Raw genomic sequence first — 15,540 nt, forward strand, 5'->3', positions numbered from 1 at the left:
GCCGATCCGCGGGCGGCGCATGTCCCCCAACCACCCGCCCTGCCTGGGGCCGATAGCATGCACGGCGTAATGATCAAACGGCGTGAGGAGGCACACGCATGTCGGGAGAGCCGCAGGACGACTGCTTGTTCTGCAAGATCGTCGCGGGGCACGTTCCCGCGAACGTCGTCCGGGAGACCGACACGACCGTCGCCTTCCGCGACATAAACCCCCAGGCGCCCACCCACATCCTGGTCATCCCCAAGGTGCACCACCCGGACGCGGCGTCCCTCGCGGCCGCCGAGCCCGCCATCGCCGCGGACATACTGCGCGAGGCCGGCGAGGTGGCGTCCGAGGAGAAGCTGGAGAGCTACCGCATCGTGTTCAACACGGGCAGCGGCGCGGGCCAGACCGTCTTCCACGCGCACGCCCACCTCCTGGGCGGCCGTGGCATGCACTGGCCGCCGGGGTAACCGGCCTTGTCCGTACGTGAACTGGTGGTCCTCGGCACCGCCAGCCAGGTCCCCACGCGGCACCGCAACCACAACGGCTATCTGCTGCGCTGGGACGGGGAGGGGCTGCTCTTCGATCCCGGCGAGGGCACCCAGCGGCAGATGCTGCGGGCCGGGGTCGCCGCGCACGACCTGCACCGGATCTGCGTCACCCACTTCCACGGCGACCACTCCCTCGGTCTCGCCGGGGTGATCCAGCGCATCAACCTCGACCGCGTCCCGCACGAGGTGACCGCGCACTACCCGCGCTCCGGGCAGCGCTTCTTCGACCGGCTGCGGTACGCGACGGCCTACCGTGAGACCGTCGAGCTCACCGAGGCGCCGGTCGAGGCCGACGGGGTGCTCGCGACCACCCCCTCGTACACGCTTGAGGCCCGCAGGCTCTCCCACCCCGTGGAGTCCTTCGGCTACCGGTTGGTCGAGCCGGACGGCCGGCGGATGCTGCCCGAACGGCTCGCGGAGCACGGGATCAAGGGGCCGGACGTCGGTCGGATCCAGCGCGACGGCGCACTCGGCGGGATCTCGCTCGACGAGGTGAGCGAGGTGCGGCGCGGACAGCGGTTCGCGTTCGTCATGGACACGCGGCTGTGCGAGGGCGTGGACGCCCTCGCCGAGAGCTGCGACCTCCTCGTCATCGAGTCGACGTTCCTGGACGGGGATCACCAACTCGCCGTCGACCACGGCCACCTGACGGCTGGTCAGGCAGGACGGGTGGCGCGGGACGCGGGCGTACGGCATCTCGTGCTCACGCACTTCAGCCAGCGGTACTCGGATCCTGGGGGCACCTCCCGGACGGAGTCTGGGGGAGAGTTCGAGCGACAGGCCCGGGCCGCCGGGTTCGAGGGCGAGCTGACCGTGGCGCGCGACCTGGTGCGGGTGCCGGTGCCGAAGCGCCGATGAGCCGTCGACGCACGAGATCGTCGGTATACACCCGTACGATATTTCGATGCCCCTCCCCAAAGCAGAACTGCACCTCCACATCGAAGGCACCCTCGAACCCGAGCTGGCCTTCGAGCTCGCCGCGCGCAACGGCGTCACGCTCCCGTACGCGGACACCGAGGAACTGCGCAAGGCGTATCTCTTCGACGACCTCCAGTCGTTCCTGAACCTGTACTACGAGCTCATGGCCGTCCTGCGGACCGAGCAGGACTTCGCCGACCTCGCCGACGCCTACCTCGCACGGGCCGCCGCGCAGGGCGTGCGGCACGCGGAGATCTTCTTCGACCCGCAGGCCCACATCGCCCGGGGGGTCGGCATGGGGACGGTCGTCGAGGGACTGCACCGCGCGCTGTCCCGCAGCGAGGAGACACATGGCGTCTCCACCCAGCTGATCATGTGCTTCCTGCGCGACGAGTCCGCCGAGTCGGCGATGGCGACCCTGGAGGCCGCGAGGCCCTACCTCGACCGGATCGTCGGAGTCGGCCTCGACTCCGCCGAGGTCGGGCACCCGCCGGTCAAGTTCCGCGAGGTGTACGAGGCCGCCGCCGCGCTCGGCCTGCGGCGCGTCGCCCACGCGGGCGAGGAGGGGCCGCCGGCATACATCACCGAGGCACTGGACGTCCTCGGCGTCGAGCGCATCGACCACGGGCTGCGCTGCATGGAGGACCCCGAGCTGGTCGAGCGGCTCGTACGGGACCGGGTGCCGCTGACGCTCTGCCCGCTGTCGAACGTACGGCTGCGCGCCGTGGACGTCCTGGAGGACCACCCGCTGCCCGCGATGCTGGACGCAGGGCTGCTGTGCACGGTCAACTCCGACGATCCCGCGTACTTCGGCGGGTACGTCGCCGACAACTTCCACGCGGTGCACGAGGCGCTCGGGCTGGACCGGGAGCGGATGCGGGAGCTGGCGCGCAACTCGTTCGTGGCGTCCTTCCTCGACCACGACGAGGAGCGGCGGGCGCGCTACCTCGCCGAGGTCGACGCGTACGAGTTCGGGTAGAACCCGACCGGCTCACCTGGTCGCGGACCCCGGTGTGGCCGCCGCTCCCGCGGTCGCCTGCCGGGGTCCCGCCATGTCGTACGCAGTCCGGGCGCCGGGACGGCGTCCAGCACGATCTCCACGACCGGGTGCTCCTGAGGGAGCGGGGTACGGCGCCGGGTGCGCAGGGCCACGGCCGTCATCGGGACGGTGATCAGGAGCAGGCCGAGGGCCAGGATCACGCCCATCCCCGGGTAGCCCGCCCGCGCGGAGAGCAGACTGCCCGCGAGCGGGCCGCACGCCGTGCCGAGCGAGGAGGCGGAGCCGACGAGGACCGCCCACCGGCCGCGCTGGTCCAGGGACGCGGCGAGGCCGATGACGTAGGAGAGCACGACCGGGTAGAGCGTGTTCCAGGTGATCTCGCCCGTCGCGAAGGACGCCAGGTCGGTGGCCGCCGAGCTCAGCGCGATGCACCCGGCGATCAGGGCCGTGCCCGCGCCGATGGGCAGTGCCCGGCCCAGGCGCTGGCCGAGTGCGCCCGCGCCGATCACCCCGAGCAGCCCGGCGCCGAGCGCCACCGCGAAGACCGCGCCGACCGTCACCTCCGTCAACCCCGCCTGCCGCAGCCCGATCCGGCCGCTGACACCCCAGAGTGAATTCTGGGCGAGGGACCAGCAGAGCATCGCGGCGGCCAGGACGAGACCGGCGCGGCGGTGGGGGAGAGCTGTGGCGGTGGTGGTGCGGAGGGTGCGGGCGGCGGGGGTGTGGGGGGCTTCTGAGGCCGGGAGGTGGCGGGTCGCGGGCAGGAGGAGCAGCGCGGTGACGGCGATCGCGGTGAGGGGGTGGCCGTGGCCCGGGCCCAGGTGGGGGATCGTCAGATACAGCGCGCCCGCGAGGGCGGAGACACCCAGCAGGCCCAGGGTGGTGGTGCGGTGGGGATCGCGCTGGCCGGCGATCCCGGTCGCGGCGACGGTGGTGATCGTGCCGGAGCCGAGGCCGCCGACGATCGCGCCGAGAACGACCAGGGGGATGGTCGTCGTGAAGGCGGCGGTGCCGTAGCCGGCGGCGGCCAGGAGCAGGCCCGTGCGGGCGAGCCGACGGGGGCCGAAGCGGTCGACCCGGGAGGCGAGCAGGAAGCCCGCCGTCGCCGAACTCAGCAGCAGGGCGCTACCGATGGAACCGGCCTCGGTGGCGGAGAGGGGGAGGCCCGCGCTCAGCCGTCCGACGGTGGTCGGGAGCAGGTACGGGGCGAGGTACCCGGCCGTGAAAAGGGCGACGAGGGGCCAGGGCGTGGTGGTGCGGGCGGACACGGGCGTTCCCAGGGCATGCGAAAGAGCGGCTCGATAAGGGGGGTTGGGCGGCTGTCGACGGACAGGAACGCGCGGGCAATTTGTATCAAGTGGGTGGGGGCGCGACGTAGGCGGGGAGGTGTGATCTGAGCCACGTTCTGTTTGTGGTGGGAGGGGTGGGGTAGGCGCCCGAGTTCTGCCCGGCCCTCCGACGGTCCGCCCGGGGTCTTTTGCCAGTCCGTCCAGGCTGTTTTTCCGGTCCGCCCAGGCAGTTTTGTCAGCCCGTTCCGGCCGTGACCGGCGCTGTGCCGCGTGCCGTTTGGTGCACACTGGCCTGAATCCGCACCACGTCAGGGAGCGCACCGTGATCGAAACCAACGGAGAGCGACCGTACTGCCAGGCTCACGTCGACCCGCTCGCCGGGCTGCGCACCCCTCACGACCCGCCCTGGGACGTCTACCTCACCGGCACCGTCTTCCTCGACATCATCTTCACCGGGCTCGACAGCGCCCCGGTGCGCGGGACCGAGTCCTGGGCGCGCGGGATGGGGTCGAGCCCCGGCGGCGTCGCCAACATGGCGACCGCGCTCGCCCGCCTCGGCCTCAAGACCTCCCTGGCGGCGGCCTTCGGGGACGACCACTACGGGGAGTACTGCTGGGACGCCCTGGAGCAGGGCGAGGGCATCGACCTCGCCCCGTCGCGCACCGTGCCGGGCTGGCACTCGCCGGTCACCGTGTCGATGGCGTACGAGGGTGAGCGGACGATGGTCAGCCATGGACACGAGCCGCCGCCGGAGGAGCCGGCGCCGGAACACGCCCCCCGCGCGCGTGCCGCCGTCGCCTCGCTGACGCCCGGCACGCGCGCGCAGTGGATCGCCGAGTCCGCGCGTGCGGGCACCCGGATCTTCGCGGACGTCGGCTGGGACGACACCGGGCGCTGGGACCTGGCCGGGCTCGCCGACCTGGAGCACTGCGAGGCGTTCCTGCCGAACGCGGACGAGGCGATGCGGTACACCGGGGCGGACTCTCCGCGGGCCGCCGCGCACGCGCTGACCGAGTACGTTCCGCTGGCCGTCGTCACCCTGGGCGCCGAGGGCGCGTATGCCGTGGACGGCCGTACCGGGGAGACCGCCGAGGTTCCCGCGATCGCCGTGGAGGCCCTCGATCCCACCGGCGCCGGTGACGTCTTCGTCGCCGGGTTCGTGATGGGCACCCTCGCCGACTGGCCGCTCGCCGACCGGCTCGCCTTCGCCGGGTTGACGGCCGCGCTCTCCGTCCAGGAGTTCGGCGGTTCCCTGTCGGCGCCCGGCTGGGCCGAGATCGCGGCCTGGTGGCGCCGGGTCCAGTCCGTCGACGACCAGGATCCGACGGCCTTGCGCCGGTACGCCTTCCTGGAGAGCCTGCTCCCGGAGGTGACCCGCCCGTGGCCGCTGCGGCGGGCGGTCCCGACCATCGGCTTCCGCCGCTCGGCCTGACGCCCCTCGCCCGCCGCCCCTGCCCGTCCTGTCCTCCCCGGGGCGGGGCCCCGCCCCGGGGACAGGGACCCGCGCCGAAAAGCCCTACGGCACTGTCACCCCACCGTCGTACTCTTGGAGACGCAAGGCTGCCCCCGTGGCAAGCGTGCCGATCAAGGAGGAAAAGCAGGCCTACAGAGCCGGCCCATGACTCAGACACCCACAGCTCACAGCCCCGCTCAGGGGCAGGCACGAGCGCATTTCACCGTCCCGGCCAAGCACCCCATGGTGACCGTGCTGGGTTCCGGGGACGCGCTGCTACGCGTGATCGAGAAGGCCTTCCCGGCGGCCGACATCCACGTCCGGGGCAATGAGATCAGTGCGGTCGGCGACGCCGGTGAAGTGGCTCTCGTCCAGCGCCTGTTCGACGAGATGATGCTGGTGCTCCGCACCGGGCAGCCGATGACGGAGGACGCAGTGGAACGCTCGATCGCCATGCTCAGGGCGAGCGAGAACGGGGAGGGCGACGGTCAGGAAACCCCTGCCGAAGTGCTCACGCAGAACATCCTGTCCTCGCGCGGCCGCACCATCCGACCCAAGACGCTCAACCAGAAGCGGTACGTCGACGCCATCGACAAGCACACCATCGTCTTCGGCATCGGCCCCGCCGGCACCGGCAAGACGTATCTCGCCATGGCGAAGGCCGTACAGGCGCTCCAGTCCAAGCAGGTCAACCGGATCATCCTCACCCGCCCCGCGGTGGAGGCGGGCGAGCGGCTCGGCTTCCTGCCCGGCACGCTCTACGAGAAGATCGACCCCTACCTGCGGCCCCTCTACGACGCGCTGCACGACATGCTCGACCCGGATTCCATCCCGCGGCTCATGGCGGCGGGGACCATCGAGGTCGCGCCGCTCGCCTACATGCGTGGCCGCACTCTGAACGACGCCTTCATCATCCTGGACGAGGCCCAGAACACCAGCGCCGAGCAGATGAAGATGTTCCTCACCCGTCTCGGCTTCGACTCGAAGATCGTGGTCACGGGCGACGTGACGCAGGTCGACCTGCCCACCGGGACGAAGTCGGGTCTGCGCCAGGTCCAGGACATCCTGGAGGGCCTCGACGACGTCCACTTCTCGCGGCTCACGTCCCACGATGTCGTACGGCACAAGCTGGTCGGCCGTATCGTCGACGCGTACGAGAAGTACGACAGCGAGAACGGCACCGAGAACGGCTCCCACAAGAGCCGCGGCAAAGCCGGCCACAAGGGGAAGTAGACAAGCGAGCACCATGTCGATCGACGTCAACAACGAGTCCGGAACCGAGGTCGACGAGCAGGCGATCCTCGACATCGCCCGCTACGCACTCGCGCGGATGCGCATCCACCCGCTCTCCGAACTCTCGGTGATCGTCGTGGACGCCGACGCCATGGAGCAGCTCCACATCCAGTGGATGGACCTGCCGGGGCCCACCGACGTCATGTCGTTCCCGATGGACGAGCTGCGGCCGCCGTCCAAGGACGACGACGAGCCCCCGCAGGGACTCCTCGGCGACATCGTGCTCTGCCCGGAGGTCGCCGAGCGGCAGGGCAAGGAAGCTCCCACGCAGCACTCCATGGACGAGGAACTGCACCTCCTCACCGTCCATGGAGTGCTGCACCTGCTCGGCTACGACCACGAGGAGGCGGACGAGAAGGCCGAGATGTTCGGCCTCCAGGCCGCCATCGTGGACGGCTGGCGCGCGGAGAAGGGCATGACGGGTCCGTCTCCAGCCCCGACCGTGTCATGAGTCCTCAGCTCGTCATCGGCGCCATCGCCCTGGTCGTGGTCGCCTGGCTCGCCGCCTGCGCGGAGGCGGGCCTCGCGCGCGTCTCCAGCTTCCGCGCCGAGGAGGCCGTACGGTCCGGGCGGCGCGGCAGCGCCAAGCTCGCCCAGGTCGCCGCCGACCCGACCCGCTATCTGAACGTGGCGCTGCTGGTGCGCGTGGCCTGCGAGATGGCCGCCGCCGCGCTCGTCACCTACGCCTGCCTGAAGGAGTTCGAGCAGACCTGGGAGGCGCTCGTCGTCGCCATCGGGGTCATGGTCCTCGTCTCGTACGTCGCCGTGGGCGTCTCGCCGCGCACCATCGGCCGCCAGCACCCGCTGAACACGGCGACGGCGGCCTCGTACGTCCTGCTGCCGCTGGCCAGGATCATGGGCCCGATCCCGCCCCTCCTCATCCTCATCGGCAACGCGCTGACCCCCGGCAAGGGCTTCAGGCGCGGTCCGTTCGCCTCCGAGGCCGAGCTGCGCGCGCTGGTCGACCTCGCCGAGAAGGAGTCCCTGATCGAGGACGAGGAGCGCCGCATGGTGCACTCCGTCTTCGAGCTGGGCGACACCCTCGTACGGGAGGTGATGGTACCGAGGACCGACCTCGTCGTCATCGAGCGGTACAAGACCATCCGCCAGGCCCTCACCCTGGCGCTGCGGTCCGGCTTCTCGCGCATCCCGGTCACCGGGGAGAACGAGGACGACATCGTCGGGATCGTGTACCTGAAGGACCTGGCCCGCAAGACGCACATCAGCCGCGACGCCGAGTCCGAGCTGGTCTCGACGGCCATGCGGCCCGCCACCTTCGTGCCCGACACCAAGAACGCGGGCGATCTGCTGCGCGAGATGCAGCAGGAGCGCAACCACGTCGCCGTCGTCATCGACGAGTACGGCGGCACGGCCGGCATCGTCACCATCGAGGACATCCTCGAGGAGATCGTCGGCGAGATCACCGACGAGTACGACCGTGAGCTGCCGCCCGTCCAGGACCTCGGCGAGGACCGCTACCGGGTGACCGCCCGTCTCGACATCGGCGACCTCGGGGAGCTGTACGGCTTCGAGGCGTACGACGACGAGGACGTGGAGACGGTCGGCGGGCTGCTGGCGAAGGCGCTCGGGCGGGTCCCGATCGCCGGGGCCTCCTCGGTGGTCGAGCTGCCCGACGGGCGCGAGCTGCGGCTGACCGCCGAGGCCGCGGCCGGACGCCGGAACAAGATCGTCACGGTGCTCGTCGAGCCGGTCGGCCCGGTGGACCCGGAGCCGTCCGAGGAGGAGAAGAAGCCGGAGTGAAACCGCAGCAGCTGCGCGCGTTCTGTCTGTCCTTCAACGCGACCGTCGAGGACTTCCCCTTCGCCCCGGACATCTCCGTCTTCAAGGTGCTGGGCAAGCTCTTCGCGCTGACCCGACTGGACGCGCGCCCGCTCACGGTCAACCTCAAGTGCGACCCGGAGGACGCGGTCCGGCTGCGCGGCGAGCACCCGGGGCTGATCGTCCCGGGCTATCACATGAACAAGCGGCACTGGAACACGGTGACGGTGGACGGCGAGCTCCCGGACCGGCTGGTCCGGGAGCTCGTCGAGGACTCGTACGATCTCGTCGTCGCCGGTCTACCGAAGGCCGAGCGCCTCCGCCTCGACCGGGCGTGAGCGGTCGCGGCCCAGTCCGGTCGCGACCAGCACCGCCGCCGCCAGGACGATCACCGCGTCCAGGGCGAGAACCGTGTGGACACCGGCCAGCAGGTCGCTGGACGTCGTCGCCAGGACACCCAGCAGCGGGATACCGATGGTGATGCCGACCTGCTGGGTGGAGGTCACCAGGCCGGTGGCCAGACCCTGCTCCTCGTCGGGGACGCCCGAGGTCACGGTCAGCCCGTACGAGATGATCGCGCCGAGGTGGCACATGCTGGCCAGCGAGATCGCGGCGGTGGCGAGCCAGACCGACCAGGTGTGGGCGTTCAGCAGCACCAGCCCCGCCACGAACAGGCCCTGGCCGGCCAGGGAGCCGACCAGCGTACGGCGGGCGCCGAAGCGGCCGATGGCCTTCGGGGCGTACACCCCGGCGACGGCCGACATCACGCCCTGGACGCCGAAGACCAGCCCCGTCTCGAAGGCGGACAGGCCGAGCGTCTCCTGCAGGTACAGCGTCAGCACGAAGACGACCGTCGACATCATCGAGAAGGTGACCAGACCGCCCAGGTTGCCCCACGCCACCGTGCGGCGGCGCAGCATGGGAAGGCTGACGAGGGGGGCGTGGGCACGGGACTCGACGTACACGAAGGCGGCGAGCAGGAGCACACCCGCGGCGAGCGTCGCGATGACGTCCGCGCCGCCGAAACCGCGCTCGGCGGCCGTCGACAGGGCGTAGATCAGGGCCAGCAGGGCGCCGGTCACGGTGATCGCGCCGGGGACGTCCAGGCGTGGACGCTCCGGGGTGCGGGACTCCGGCAGCAGGCCCGGCGCCAGCGGCAGCACGATCAGCGCGAACACCGACAGCAGGCCCATCGTCGAGCGCCAGCTCAGTACGTCGGTCAGGACGCCACCGGCCACCATGCCGACCGTGAAGCCGAGGGACAGGAGCGTCCCGGAGATGCCGAGCGCACGGTCACGCGCCGGGCCCTCCGGGAACGTCGTCGTCAGCAGCGACATGCCTGTCGGCACGATCGCCGCCGCGCCGAGGCCCTGCAACGCCCGCCCCGTCAGGAACGACGCCGGGTCCCAGGCGAAGGTCGCCAGCAGCGAGGCCGTACCGAAGAGGGCGAGGCCGGTCAGGAAGAGCCTGCGACGGCCGTACAGGTCGCCGATGCGGCCGAAGAGGAGCAGGAAGCCGCCGGACGGCAGCGCGAAGGCGGTGACCGCCCACTGCAGTGCGGACTGGCTCATGCCCAGGTCCCGGCCCAGCACGGGCAGCGCCACGTTCAGCACGGAGAAGTCGAGCGCGACCATGAACTGCGCGGCGCACAGCACGAAGAGGACGAGTTTGTCGCGGGTCGACAGCCGGGTGCCGAGCGGGGAGTGGGGAGTTGGGGAAGCGGATGTGGTTTCGGTGGTGTCGATCGCCATGGCAAGAGCGTGCGGCCGTCGGAATATCCGTGGGGAGCGGCAACTTATGCTGGTGGTCGCACCACCAGTCACCAACAGGGGGATTCACACGTGACGGAGGACGCGCTCAGGACCCACCGACGGCGTGAGCTGCGGGACTTCCTGATGAGCCGTCGGGCGAGGGTGTCACCGGCGCAGGCCGGACTGCCGGACGGCGGGGCCCGCCGCCGCACGCCCGGGCTGCGCCGCGAGGAGGTCGCCGTACTCGCGGGCGTCGGCGCGTCCTGGTACCAGTGGCTGGAGCAGGGCCGGGACATCTCCGTCTCGCCCCAGGTGCTCGACGCGGTCGCCCGCGTCCTGCGGCTCAGCAACGCCGAACGACGCCACCTCTACCTGCTCGCCGGGCTGAACCCGCCCGCGCCGGAGGTCGCGCCCGAGGTCCGCGACATGTGCGACGGGCTGCGGCGGCTGATCGACACGTGGATGCCGTATCCGGCGCACATCATGGACCCCTACTACAACTGCGTCATGTACAACGAGGCCGCCGGGATGGTCCTCGGCATGCGGCCCGACAACACGCAGAACTGCGTCATCGACTTCTTCACCGACCCGCTGTACCGGGGGCAGTCACGGACCTGGGAGAAGAACGCGCGTACGGTCGTCGCCCAGTTCCGTGCCTCGTGCGCGGCGGCACCGGACGACGACGGGTATCAGGAGGTACTGGATCAACTTCGCGCCGCCTCAGCGGAGTTCGCCGCGCTGTGGGAGGAGCGGGACATCGAGGACGCGGGGCAGATCCGCAAGGAGCTCGACCATCCGCTCGTCGGGCTGCTCGCCGTCGAGTCCACCGCGATGAAGGTGCCGGCGCGGCCCGACCTCACGATCGTGCTGCACACGCCGCTGCCGGAGGCGAACACGGCGGCGAAGCTGGAGTGGCTGGCCTCGCCGGAGGGCCGACGGGGCTCGATGTACCCCGTGGCCGGGTAGGCACCGGTGGGCGGGTGTGTGCGTGCGGCTCCCGATCCCTTCGTATGCTCTGAACATGACCGACAGCAGCGCGCTTGACCCCGAGGACCGCAAGATCGTCACCCTGGCCCGTTCCGCGCGGGCGCGCAACGGGGTGCCGGAGGGGGCGGCCGTACGTGATGAGACCGGCCGTACGTATGTCGCGGGGACCGTGGATCTTCCGTCCCTGCGGTTGAGCGCGTTGCGCACCGCGGTGGCGATGGCGGTGGCGTCCGGGGCGAAGTCTCTTGAGGCGGCGGCGGTGGTGTCCGAGGCGGGGGAGGTCTCTTCGGAGGACCGGGCGGCGGTCCGGGACCTCGGCGGTCCGGCGACGCCGGTATTGCTGGCGGGCCCCGACGGCACGGTCCACCTGACGACGCCCGCAGGCTGAGCCCCTTTTCCTCGCCCCCGCCGCCCCTACCCGTCCCATCCTCGATCTGGGGGCTCCGCCCCCAGCCCCCCCCGGCCGGGTTCTTCGGCTGCGGCTGGGGGGCTGGTCGCGCAGTTCCCCGCGCCCCTAAAAGCCTTCAGCCTGTCCGGCGTTTGAGGACGAGGCCGTTCAGGCCGATCGGGGGTTCGGGGGCGGAAACCTCTTAGAAGCCGAGCTTGCGGAGTTGGCGAGGGTCTCGTTGCCAGTCCTTCGCGACCTTCACATGGAGGTCGAGGAAGACCGGCGTACCCAGCAGCGCCTCGATCTGCTTGCGGGACTTGATGCCGACCTCCTTCAGGCGCTTGCCCTTGGGGCCGATGATGATGCCCTTCTGGCTGGGGCGCTCGATGTAGACGAAGGCGTGGATGTCGAGGAGGGGCTTGTCGGCGGGGCGGTCCTCGCGGGGGAGCATCTCCTCCACCACCACGGCGATGGAGTGGGGGAGCTCGTCTCGCACGCCCTCCAGCGCTGCCTCGCGGATGAGCTCCGCGATCATGACCTGCTCGGGCTCGTCGGTGAGGTCACCCTCCGGGTAGAGCGCCGGGCCCTCGGGAAGGAGCGGGACGATCAGGTCGGCCAGCAGGTCCACCTGCTTGTCGCCGACCGCCGACACCGGCACGATCTCCGCCCACTCGAACCCCAGCTCCCGACCGAGCTGATCGATCGCGATGAGCTGCTCGGCGAGCGTCTTGCTGTCGACGAGGTCGGTCTTCGTGACGATCGCGATCTTCGGCGTCTTCTTGATGGACGCCAGTTCCTTCGCGATGAAACGGTCACCCGGACCGAGCTTCTCGTTCGCGGGGAGGCAGAAGCCGATGACGTCGACCTCGGCCCACGTCGTGCGCACGATGTCGTTCAGACGCTGGCCCAGCAGCGTGCGCGGCTTGTGCAGACCAGGGGTGTCGACCAGGATCAGCTGGGCGTCGGGGCGGTGCACGATGCCCCGTACCGTGTGCCGCGTGGTCTGCGGCTGGTTCGCGGTGATCGCCACCTTCTGGCCGACCAGAGCATTCGTGAGGGTGGACTTGCCCGCGTTGGGGCGGCCCACGAAGCAGGCGAAGCCGGCGCGGTGGGGAGCCCCTGAGGATTCCGGCGGCTCGGATGACTGGGTACGAACGCTCATGGCGCCCATTGTCCCTGATCGTCGGAGCCCCGCTGCACGCCAAGCCCTCCCTCGTACGTCGTGAGCTGGAAGTTCAAGGTCAACTACCCGGCGCTAAAGCGCCGGGCTTACACAACGGGCATCACTGGCGGTGATGCGCCGTTTGCGTCCAGCTCCACCCGGCTGTTGTCGCGGTGGAGCAGGGGCCGTTGGCTGGGCCCCGCGTCGCCACACCTCCCACGCACGGGCGCGGATGTTGCGGGAGCCGTTCCGGTCTGCGTGATCAACGAATCCGCACGACCGGCACGCGAACCAGGCCTGACTCACCCGGTTCGCCTTGTCGATGTGCCCGCATTCGGCGCAGGTGCGGGAGGTGTACGCCGGATCGACGTGCACCACCGGTACTCCCGCCTTGCGGGCCTTGTACACGATGAACTGCCCCAGCTGGGCGAAGGCCCAGCTGGAGTGGGTGGCCCGTTGGGGCTTGCGAAGCCGTACCCTCTCACGGATCCCGCCCAGGTCCTCCAGGGCGATGCCGCGCGAGGTGCGTTCTGCTTCGGCCACCACATGTTTCGCGATCTTGTGGTTGATGTCTTTGGCCCGCCGCGCCTCCTTGCGCCGCCGCTTCTTCAGTCGGCGTTTGGCGGACGGAGTGTTCTTCTTCTGGAGTTTCTGCCGCAGACCGCGTTCCCGTGTCCGGACGCGGTTGAGTTCACGCCCGGCCAGGATCTCACCGTCCGAGGTGGTGGCAATGTTCACGATGCCCAGGTCGATGCCGAGGAAGTCCACCGGCTCGGTGTTCAGCGGCGCCTCGGGGACCTCGCAGGTGGCGTTCAGGAACCACATGCCGTCCCGGTACAGCAAATCGGACTCGCCCCTGCGGTGCAGGGCCAGGGTGGCCAGCTGCTGTGGGGAGGCAGTGAACGCCACCTCCTTCACCCGCCCGCGCACCGTCCAGACCGACACCGTGCGGTGGGGAATCTGCCATGAGAGCATGCGGTCGTCGTAGGGCTGCGCGCCCTCGGGTCGGAAGGAGACCGGCTTCTCGGCCGCTCGGCGGTACCGTTTCGAGCCCGGCCTGCCCAGGTTCCCGGCCCGCAGGTTCGCCTTCAGGGCTGCGTACGCATCGCACGTCTTCTTGATGACGTGCTGGGCGGCCTGCGCCCCGAGCCCCCACCGTTCCTTGGCCTGGTCGTAGGCGACCTTGCGCAGCGCGAAGTTTTTGAACTCGCCCCGTGTGAAGGCGACCTCGCTTACCCACGTGGCGGCCTCGTTGCAGGCGGCAAGGGTTGCTTCAAGCGCCGCTGCCTGCCCGGGCGTCGGCAGGAGTCTGACCTGCACCACCAGCTTCACGATCACCGATCGTACGCACCCGTGCGAGACACCACCGCGCGTTCGGGACCGATCACCGGGTCGAGTGAAGGCTGCTTGACAAGGTCATGGGCTTCCGCGTGGACGAGGAGGAGCACACCGGCCTGGACCTTACGGTGCACGCCGAGACCGCTTACGATCACGGGGTCCTGGGCCACGGCGCCCCGGTCTCGTCATCCCTCCCCACCGCTCAGAAGGCCAAGGCCCAGGCATGAAGCTCATCACCGCCATCGTCAAGCCGTACCGTCTCGACGAGGTCAAGACCGCTCTGCAGGAGCTCGGCGTGCACGGGCTGACCGTCAGCGAGGCCAGTGGGTACGGGCGCCAGCGCGGCCACACGGAGGTCTACCGCGGCGCCGAGTACCAGGTCGACCTCGTCCCCAAGGTCCGTATCGAGGTCGTCGTCGAGGACGCGGACTCGGAGGCCGCCATCGACGCGATCGTCAACGCCGCGCAGACGGGGAAGATCGGCGACGGGAAGGTGTGGGCCGTGCCGGTCGAGACGGTCGTACGCGTACGGACGGGCGAGCGCGGCCCCGACGCACTCTGAGCCACCGCGGGCGGGTACCGCCCCTGCGGGCGGTGAGCGGCCACGGGCCGGTCCCGCCCCTGCGCGCCCTGATCACCACCACGGCGGCGACGAGCCCCACGCCCACCAGCACCGCCATCAGCCACGGCAGCGCGAGGAACGACGTGCTCGCGGACTCACGGGTGCCGGGCGCGGTGGCCGTCAACGTCACGTCGCCCCAGTCGAGTTGGGGCGCCCCGTGCCACGGCTCGGTCAGCCGGACCCGTTGCCCCGGCAGCAGCTCGGAGGGGATCTTCGTGAGCTCCCGGGACAGCAACGTACGACCGAACAGGCCCTCGGCCCGCAGCCGCACCTTCGGGTTCAGAGTCACGTTCCCGGTGTTGTGGAGGGTGTACGAGATGGTCGCGCCGCTTGCGCCGAGGCTTGGGACCAGGGGCTGGTGGTGGCTGATGCGGACCTTCTCGACGGCGAGGGCGGGGACGGTGGGGCCGCCGACCCGGAGGTAGATCCGGGCGCCGACCGCGCGTTGCACCGCCACCGCGGACGTCGCCGCGTCCCCGCGGTCGAGGCGCTCGTCGAGTGCGACCAGCGCGCCCGGATGGTCGCCGGGTTCGGCCTTCTCGGGCACCCGGAGGGTGAACGGCACGGTCACCGAACCATGCGCGGGCACCGTCACCCGGGAGCGGGCGGGGTGCGCCCAGGCGCCGACCCCGCGCTGCTTCTCCTTCACCGTCCGCACCGCGAACCCGCCGTCACGCGCGGTGTTGTACGCGTCGGCGGCGTACAGCCGGAAGGTCAGCGGAGCGCCGGTCTTGTTGGCGACGGTGACCTTGTCCCGGAGGGTCTGTCCGGGGTCGGCGGAGAGGTAGAAGTACGGGCGGGCCGCGATCTTCGAGGAGACGGGGTAGACGGACCAGCTGCCGTTGTCGGCCGCGTACGAGGCGGGCGAGGCGAGCGCGAGGAGGAATACGGAGAGGAACACGGACAGGATGAGGGCGTACAGCTTGCGCATGGGTGCGGACCCCCGCTGACGTGGTGGACAGGGCCAAGCCCCGCGTCTCCGGCCTGATCCGCCGGACAGGCCCTGGGTGGACGGGCGGGTGCGCGC

Annotated in this window: 16 protein-coding genes and 1 pseudogene; 12 read left to right on the top strand and 5 right to left on the bottom strand. The window is 70.7% G+C overall.

Annotated features, from left to right (window positions below; all coding sequences use genetic code 11):
* Positions 1-98 precede the first annotated feature (98 nt).
* From OG819_RS20950 to OG819_RS20960, 3 genes are read left to right on the top strand one after another with little or no spacing between them, the layout of a single operon-like run.
* Positions 99-452, top strand: a complete 354-nt coding sequence (locus OG819_RS20950) for a histidine triad nucleotide-binding protein (RefSeq protein WP_266650818.1) — start codon at positions 99-101, stop codon at positions 450-452.
* A gap of 6 nt (positions 453-458) precedes the next feature.
* Positions 459-1,391 (top strand): ribonuclease Z, encoded by a 933-nt coding sequence (locus tag OG819_RS20955; RefSeq protein WP_266650819.1) that lies wholly within the window; start codon positions 459-461, stop codon positions 1,389-1,391.
* 46 nt (positions 1,392-1,437) lie between these two features.
* Positions 1,438-2,430, top strand: a complete 993-nt coding sequence (locus tag OG819_RS20960) for an adenosine deaminase (RefSeq protein ID WP_266650820.1) — start codon at positions 1,438-1,440, stop codon at positions 2,428-2,430.
* Here OG819_RS20960 and OG819_RS20965 read toward each other — a convergent pair.
* Positions 2,394-3,719 (bottom strand): MFS transporter, encoded by a 1,326-nt coding sequence (locus OG819_RS20965; RefSeq protein ID WP_266650821.1) that lies wholly within the window; start codon positions 3,717-3,719, stop codon positions 2,394-2,396. The genes OG819_RS20960 and OG819_RS20965 overlap by 37 nt on opposite strands.
* Before the next feature lie 343 nt (positions 3,720-4,062).
* Here OG819_RS20965 and OG819_RS20970 point away from each other — a divergent pair, with 343 nt between their 5' ends.
* The 5 genes from OG819_RS20970 (at position 4,063) to OG819_RS20990 (ending at position 8,603) form a co-directional block, all read left to right on the top strand.
* Complete coding sequence (locus OG819_RS20970) at positions 4,063-5,172, top strand: carbohydrate kinase family protein (protein ID WP_266414046.1); 1,110 nt, start codon at positions 4,063-4,065, stop codon at positions 5,170-5,172.
* A gap of 186 nt (positions 5,173-5,358) precedes the next feature.
* Positions 5,359-6,426, top strand: a complete 1,068-nt coding sequence (locus tag OG819_RS20975) for a PhoH family protein (protein WP_266414048.1) — start codon at positions 5,359-5,361, stop codon at positions 6,424-6,426.
* A gap of 13 nt (positions 6,427-6,439) precedes the next feature.
* On the top strand, positions 6,440-6,937 hold the full coding sequence (ybeY, locus tag OG819_RS20980; RefSeq protein WP_054235448.1) for an rRNA maturation RNase YbeY: 498 nt from the start codon (positions 6,440-6,442) through the stop codon (positions 6,935-6,937).
* On the top strand, positions 6,934-8,247 hold the full coding sequence (locus OG819_RS20985; protein WP_266650822.1) for a hemolysin family protein: 1,314 nt from the start codon (positions 6,934-6,936) through the stop codon (positions 8,245-8,247). The genes ybeY and OG819_RS20985 overlap by 4 nt, the downstream gene beginning before the upstream one ends.
* A complete protein-coding gene (locus tag OG819_RS20990) occupies positions 8,244-8,603 on the top strand; it encodes an MmcQ/YjbR family DNA-binding protein (protein ID WP_075032692.1) in 360 nt (119 codons plus the stop codon). The genes OG819_RS20985 and OG819_RS20990 overlap by 4 nt, the downstream gene beginning before the upstream one ends.
* On the opposite strand, the gene OG819_RS20995 is transcribed toward OG819_RS20990, so the two are convergent.
* Positions 8,565-10,016, bottom strand: a complete 1,452-nt coding sequence (locus OG819_RS20995) for an MFS transporter (protein WP_266650823.1) — start codon at positions 10,014-10,016, stop codon at positions 8,565-8,567. The two genes, OG819_RS20990 and OG819_RS20995, sit on opposite strands and share 39 nt — an antisense overlap.
* Before the next feature lie 90 nt (positions 10,017-10,106).
* Here OG819_RS20995 and OG819_RS21000 point away from each other — a divergent pair, with 90 nt between their 5' ends.
* Together OG819_RS21000 and OG819_RS21005 are read left to right on the top strand one after the other, a co-directional pair.
* The gene (locus OG819_RS21000; protein ID WP_266650824.1) at positions 10,107-10,982 is read left to right on the top strand and encodes a helix-turn-helix transcriptional regulator; all 876 of its coding nucleotides are present in this window, start codon (positions 10,107-10,109) and stop codon (positions 10,980-10,982) included.
* 55 nt (positions 10,983-11,037) lie between these two features.
* The gene (locus tag OG819_RS21005) at positions 11,038-11,391 is read left to right on the top strand and encodes a cytidine deaminase (protein WP_168508598.1); all 354 of its coding nucleotides are present in this window, start codon (positions 11,038-11,040) and stop codon (positions 11,389-11,391) included.
* Between the two features lie 202 nt (positions 11,392-11,593).
* On the opposite strand, the gene era is transcribed toward OG819_RS21005, so the two are convergent.
* Both era and OG819_RS21015 read right to left on the bottom strand, forming a co-directional pair.
* A complete protein-coding gene (era, locus tag OG819_RS21010; RefSeq protein WP_266414058.1) occupies positions 11,594-12,562 on the bottom strand; it encodes a GTPase Era in 969 nt (322 codons plus the stop codon).
* 84 nt (positions 12,563-12,646) lie between these two features.
* Positions 12,647-13,885 carry a transposase gene (locus tag OG819_RS21015; protein ID WP_266650825.1) on the bottom strand — a complete coding sequence of 413 codons (1,239 nt, stop codon included), beginning with the start codon at positions 13,883-13,885 and terminating at the stop codon, positions 12,647-12,649.
* A gap of 68 nt (positions 13,886-13,953) precedes the next feature.
* Here OG819_RS21015 and OG819_RS21020 point away from each other — a divergent pair.
* Positions 13,954-14,118 (top strand): annotated as a pseudogene (locus OG819_RS21020) (ammonia channel protein); the annotation flags it as partial.
* A complete protein-coding gene (locus OG819_RS21025) occupies positions 14,115-14,453 on the top strand; it encodes a P-II family nitrogen regulator (RefSeq protein ID WP_101405245.1) in 339 nt (112 codons plus the stop codon). The pseudogene OG819_RS21020 and the gene OG819_RS21025, both read left to right, overlap by 4 nt.
* Here the strand turns inward: OG819_RS21025 and OG819_RS21030 are convergent.
* Entirely contained in the window at positions 14,347-15,444 is a 1,098-nt protein-coding gene (locus OG819_RS21030) for a DUF916 domain-containing protein (protein ID WP_266650826.1), read from the bottom strand. The two genes, OG819_RS21025 and OG819_RS21030, sit on opposite strands and share 107 nt — an antisense overlap.
* Between the last annotated feature and the right edge of the window lie 96 nt (positions 15,445-15,540).

Source organism: Streptomyces sp. NBC_01549, assembly GCF_026339955.1.
Lineage (GTDB): Bacteria > Actinomycetota > Actinomycetes > Streptomycetales > Streptomycetaceae > Streptomyces.

Excerpts from the sequence above, each read along its gene's own strand:
- OG819_RS20950 (WP_266650818.1), top strand. The coding sequence starts at position 99 with ATGTCGGGAGAGCCGCAGGACGACTGCTTGTTCTGCAAGATCGTCGCG.
- OG819_RS20960 (WP_266650820.1), top strand. The coding sequence starts at position 1,438 with ATGCCCCTCCCCAAAGCAGAACTGCACCTCCACATCGAAGGCACCCTC.
- OG819_RS20975 (WP_266414048.1), top strand. The coding sequence starts at position 5,359 with ATGACTCAGACACCCACAGCTCACAGCCCCGCTCAGGGGCAGGCACGA.
- ybeY (WP_054235448.1), top strand. The coding sequence starts at position 6,440 with ATGTCGATCGACGTCAACAACGAGTCCGGAACCGAGGTCGACGAGCAG.
- OG819_RS20985 (WP_266650822.1), top strand. The coding sequence starts at position 6,934 with ATGAGTCCTCAGCTCGTCATCGGCGCCATCGCCCTGGTCGTGGTCGCC.
- OG819_RS20995 (WP_266650823.1), bottom strand. The coding sequence starts at position 10,016 with ATGGCGATCGACACCACCGAAACCACATCCGCTTCCCCAACTCCCCAC.
- OG819_RS21005 (WP_168508598.1), top strand. The coding sequence starts at position 11,038 with ATGACCGACAGCAGCGCGCTTGACCCCGAGGACCGCAAGATCGTCACC.
- era (WP_266414058.1), bottom strand. The coding sequence starts at position 12,562 with ATGGGCGCCATGAGCGTTCGTACCCAGTCATCCGAGCCGCCGGAATCC.
- OG819_RS21025 (WP_101405245.1), top strand. The coding sequence starts at position 14,115 with ATGAAGCTCATCACCGCCATCGTCAAGCCGTACCGTCTCGACGAGGTC.
- OG819_RS21030 (WP_266650826.1), bottom strand. The coding sequence starts at position 15,444 with ATGCGCAAGCTGTACGCCCTCATCCTGTCCGTGTTCCTCTCCGTATTC.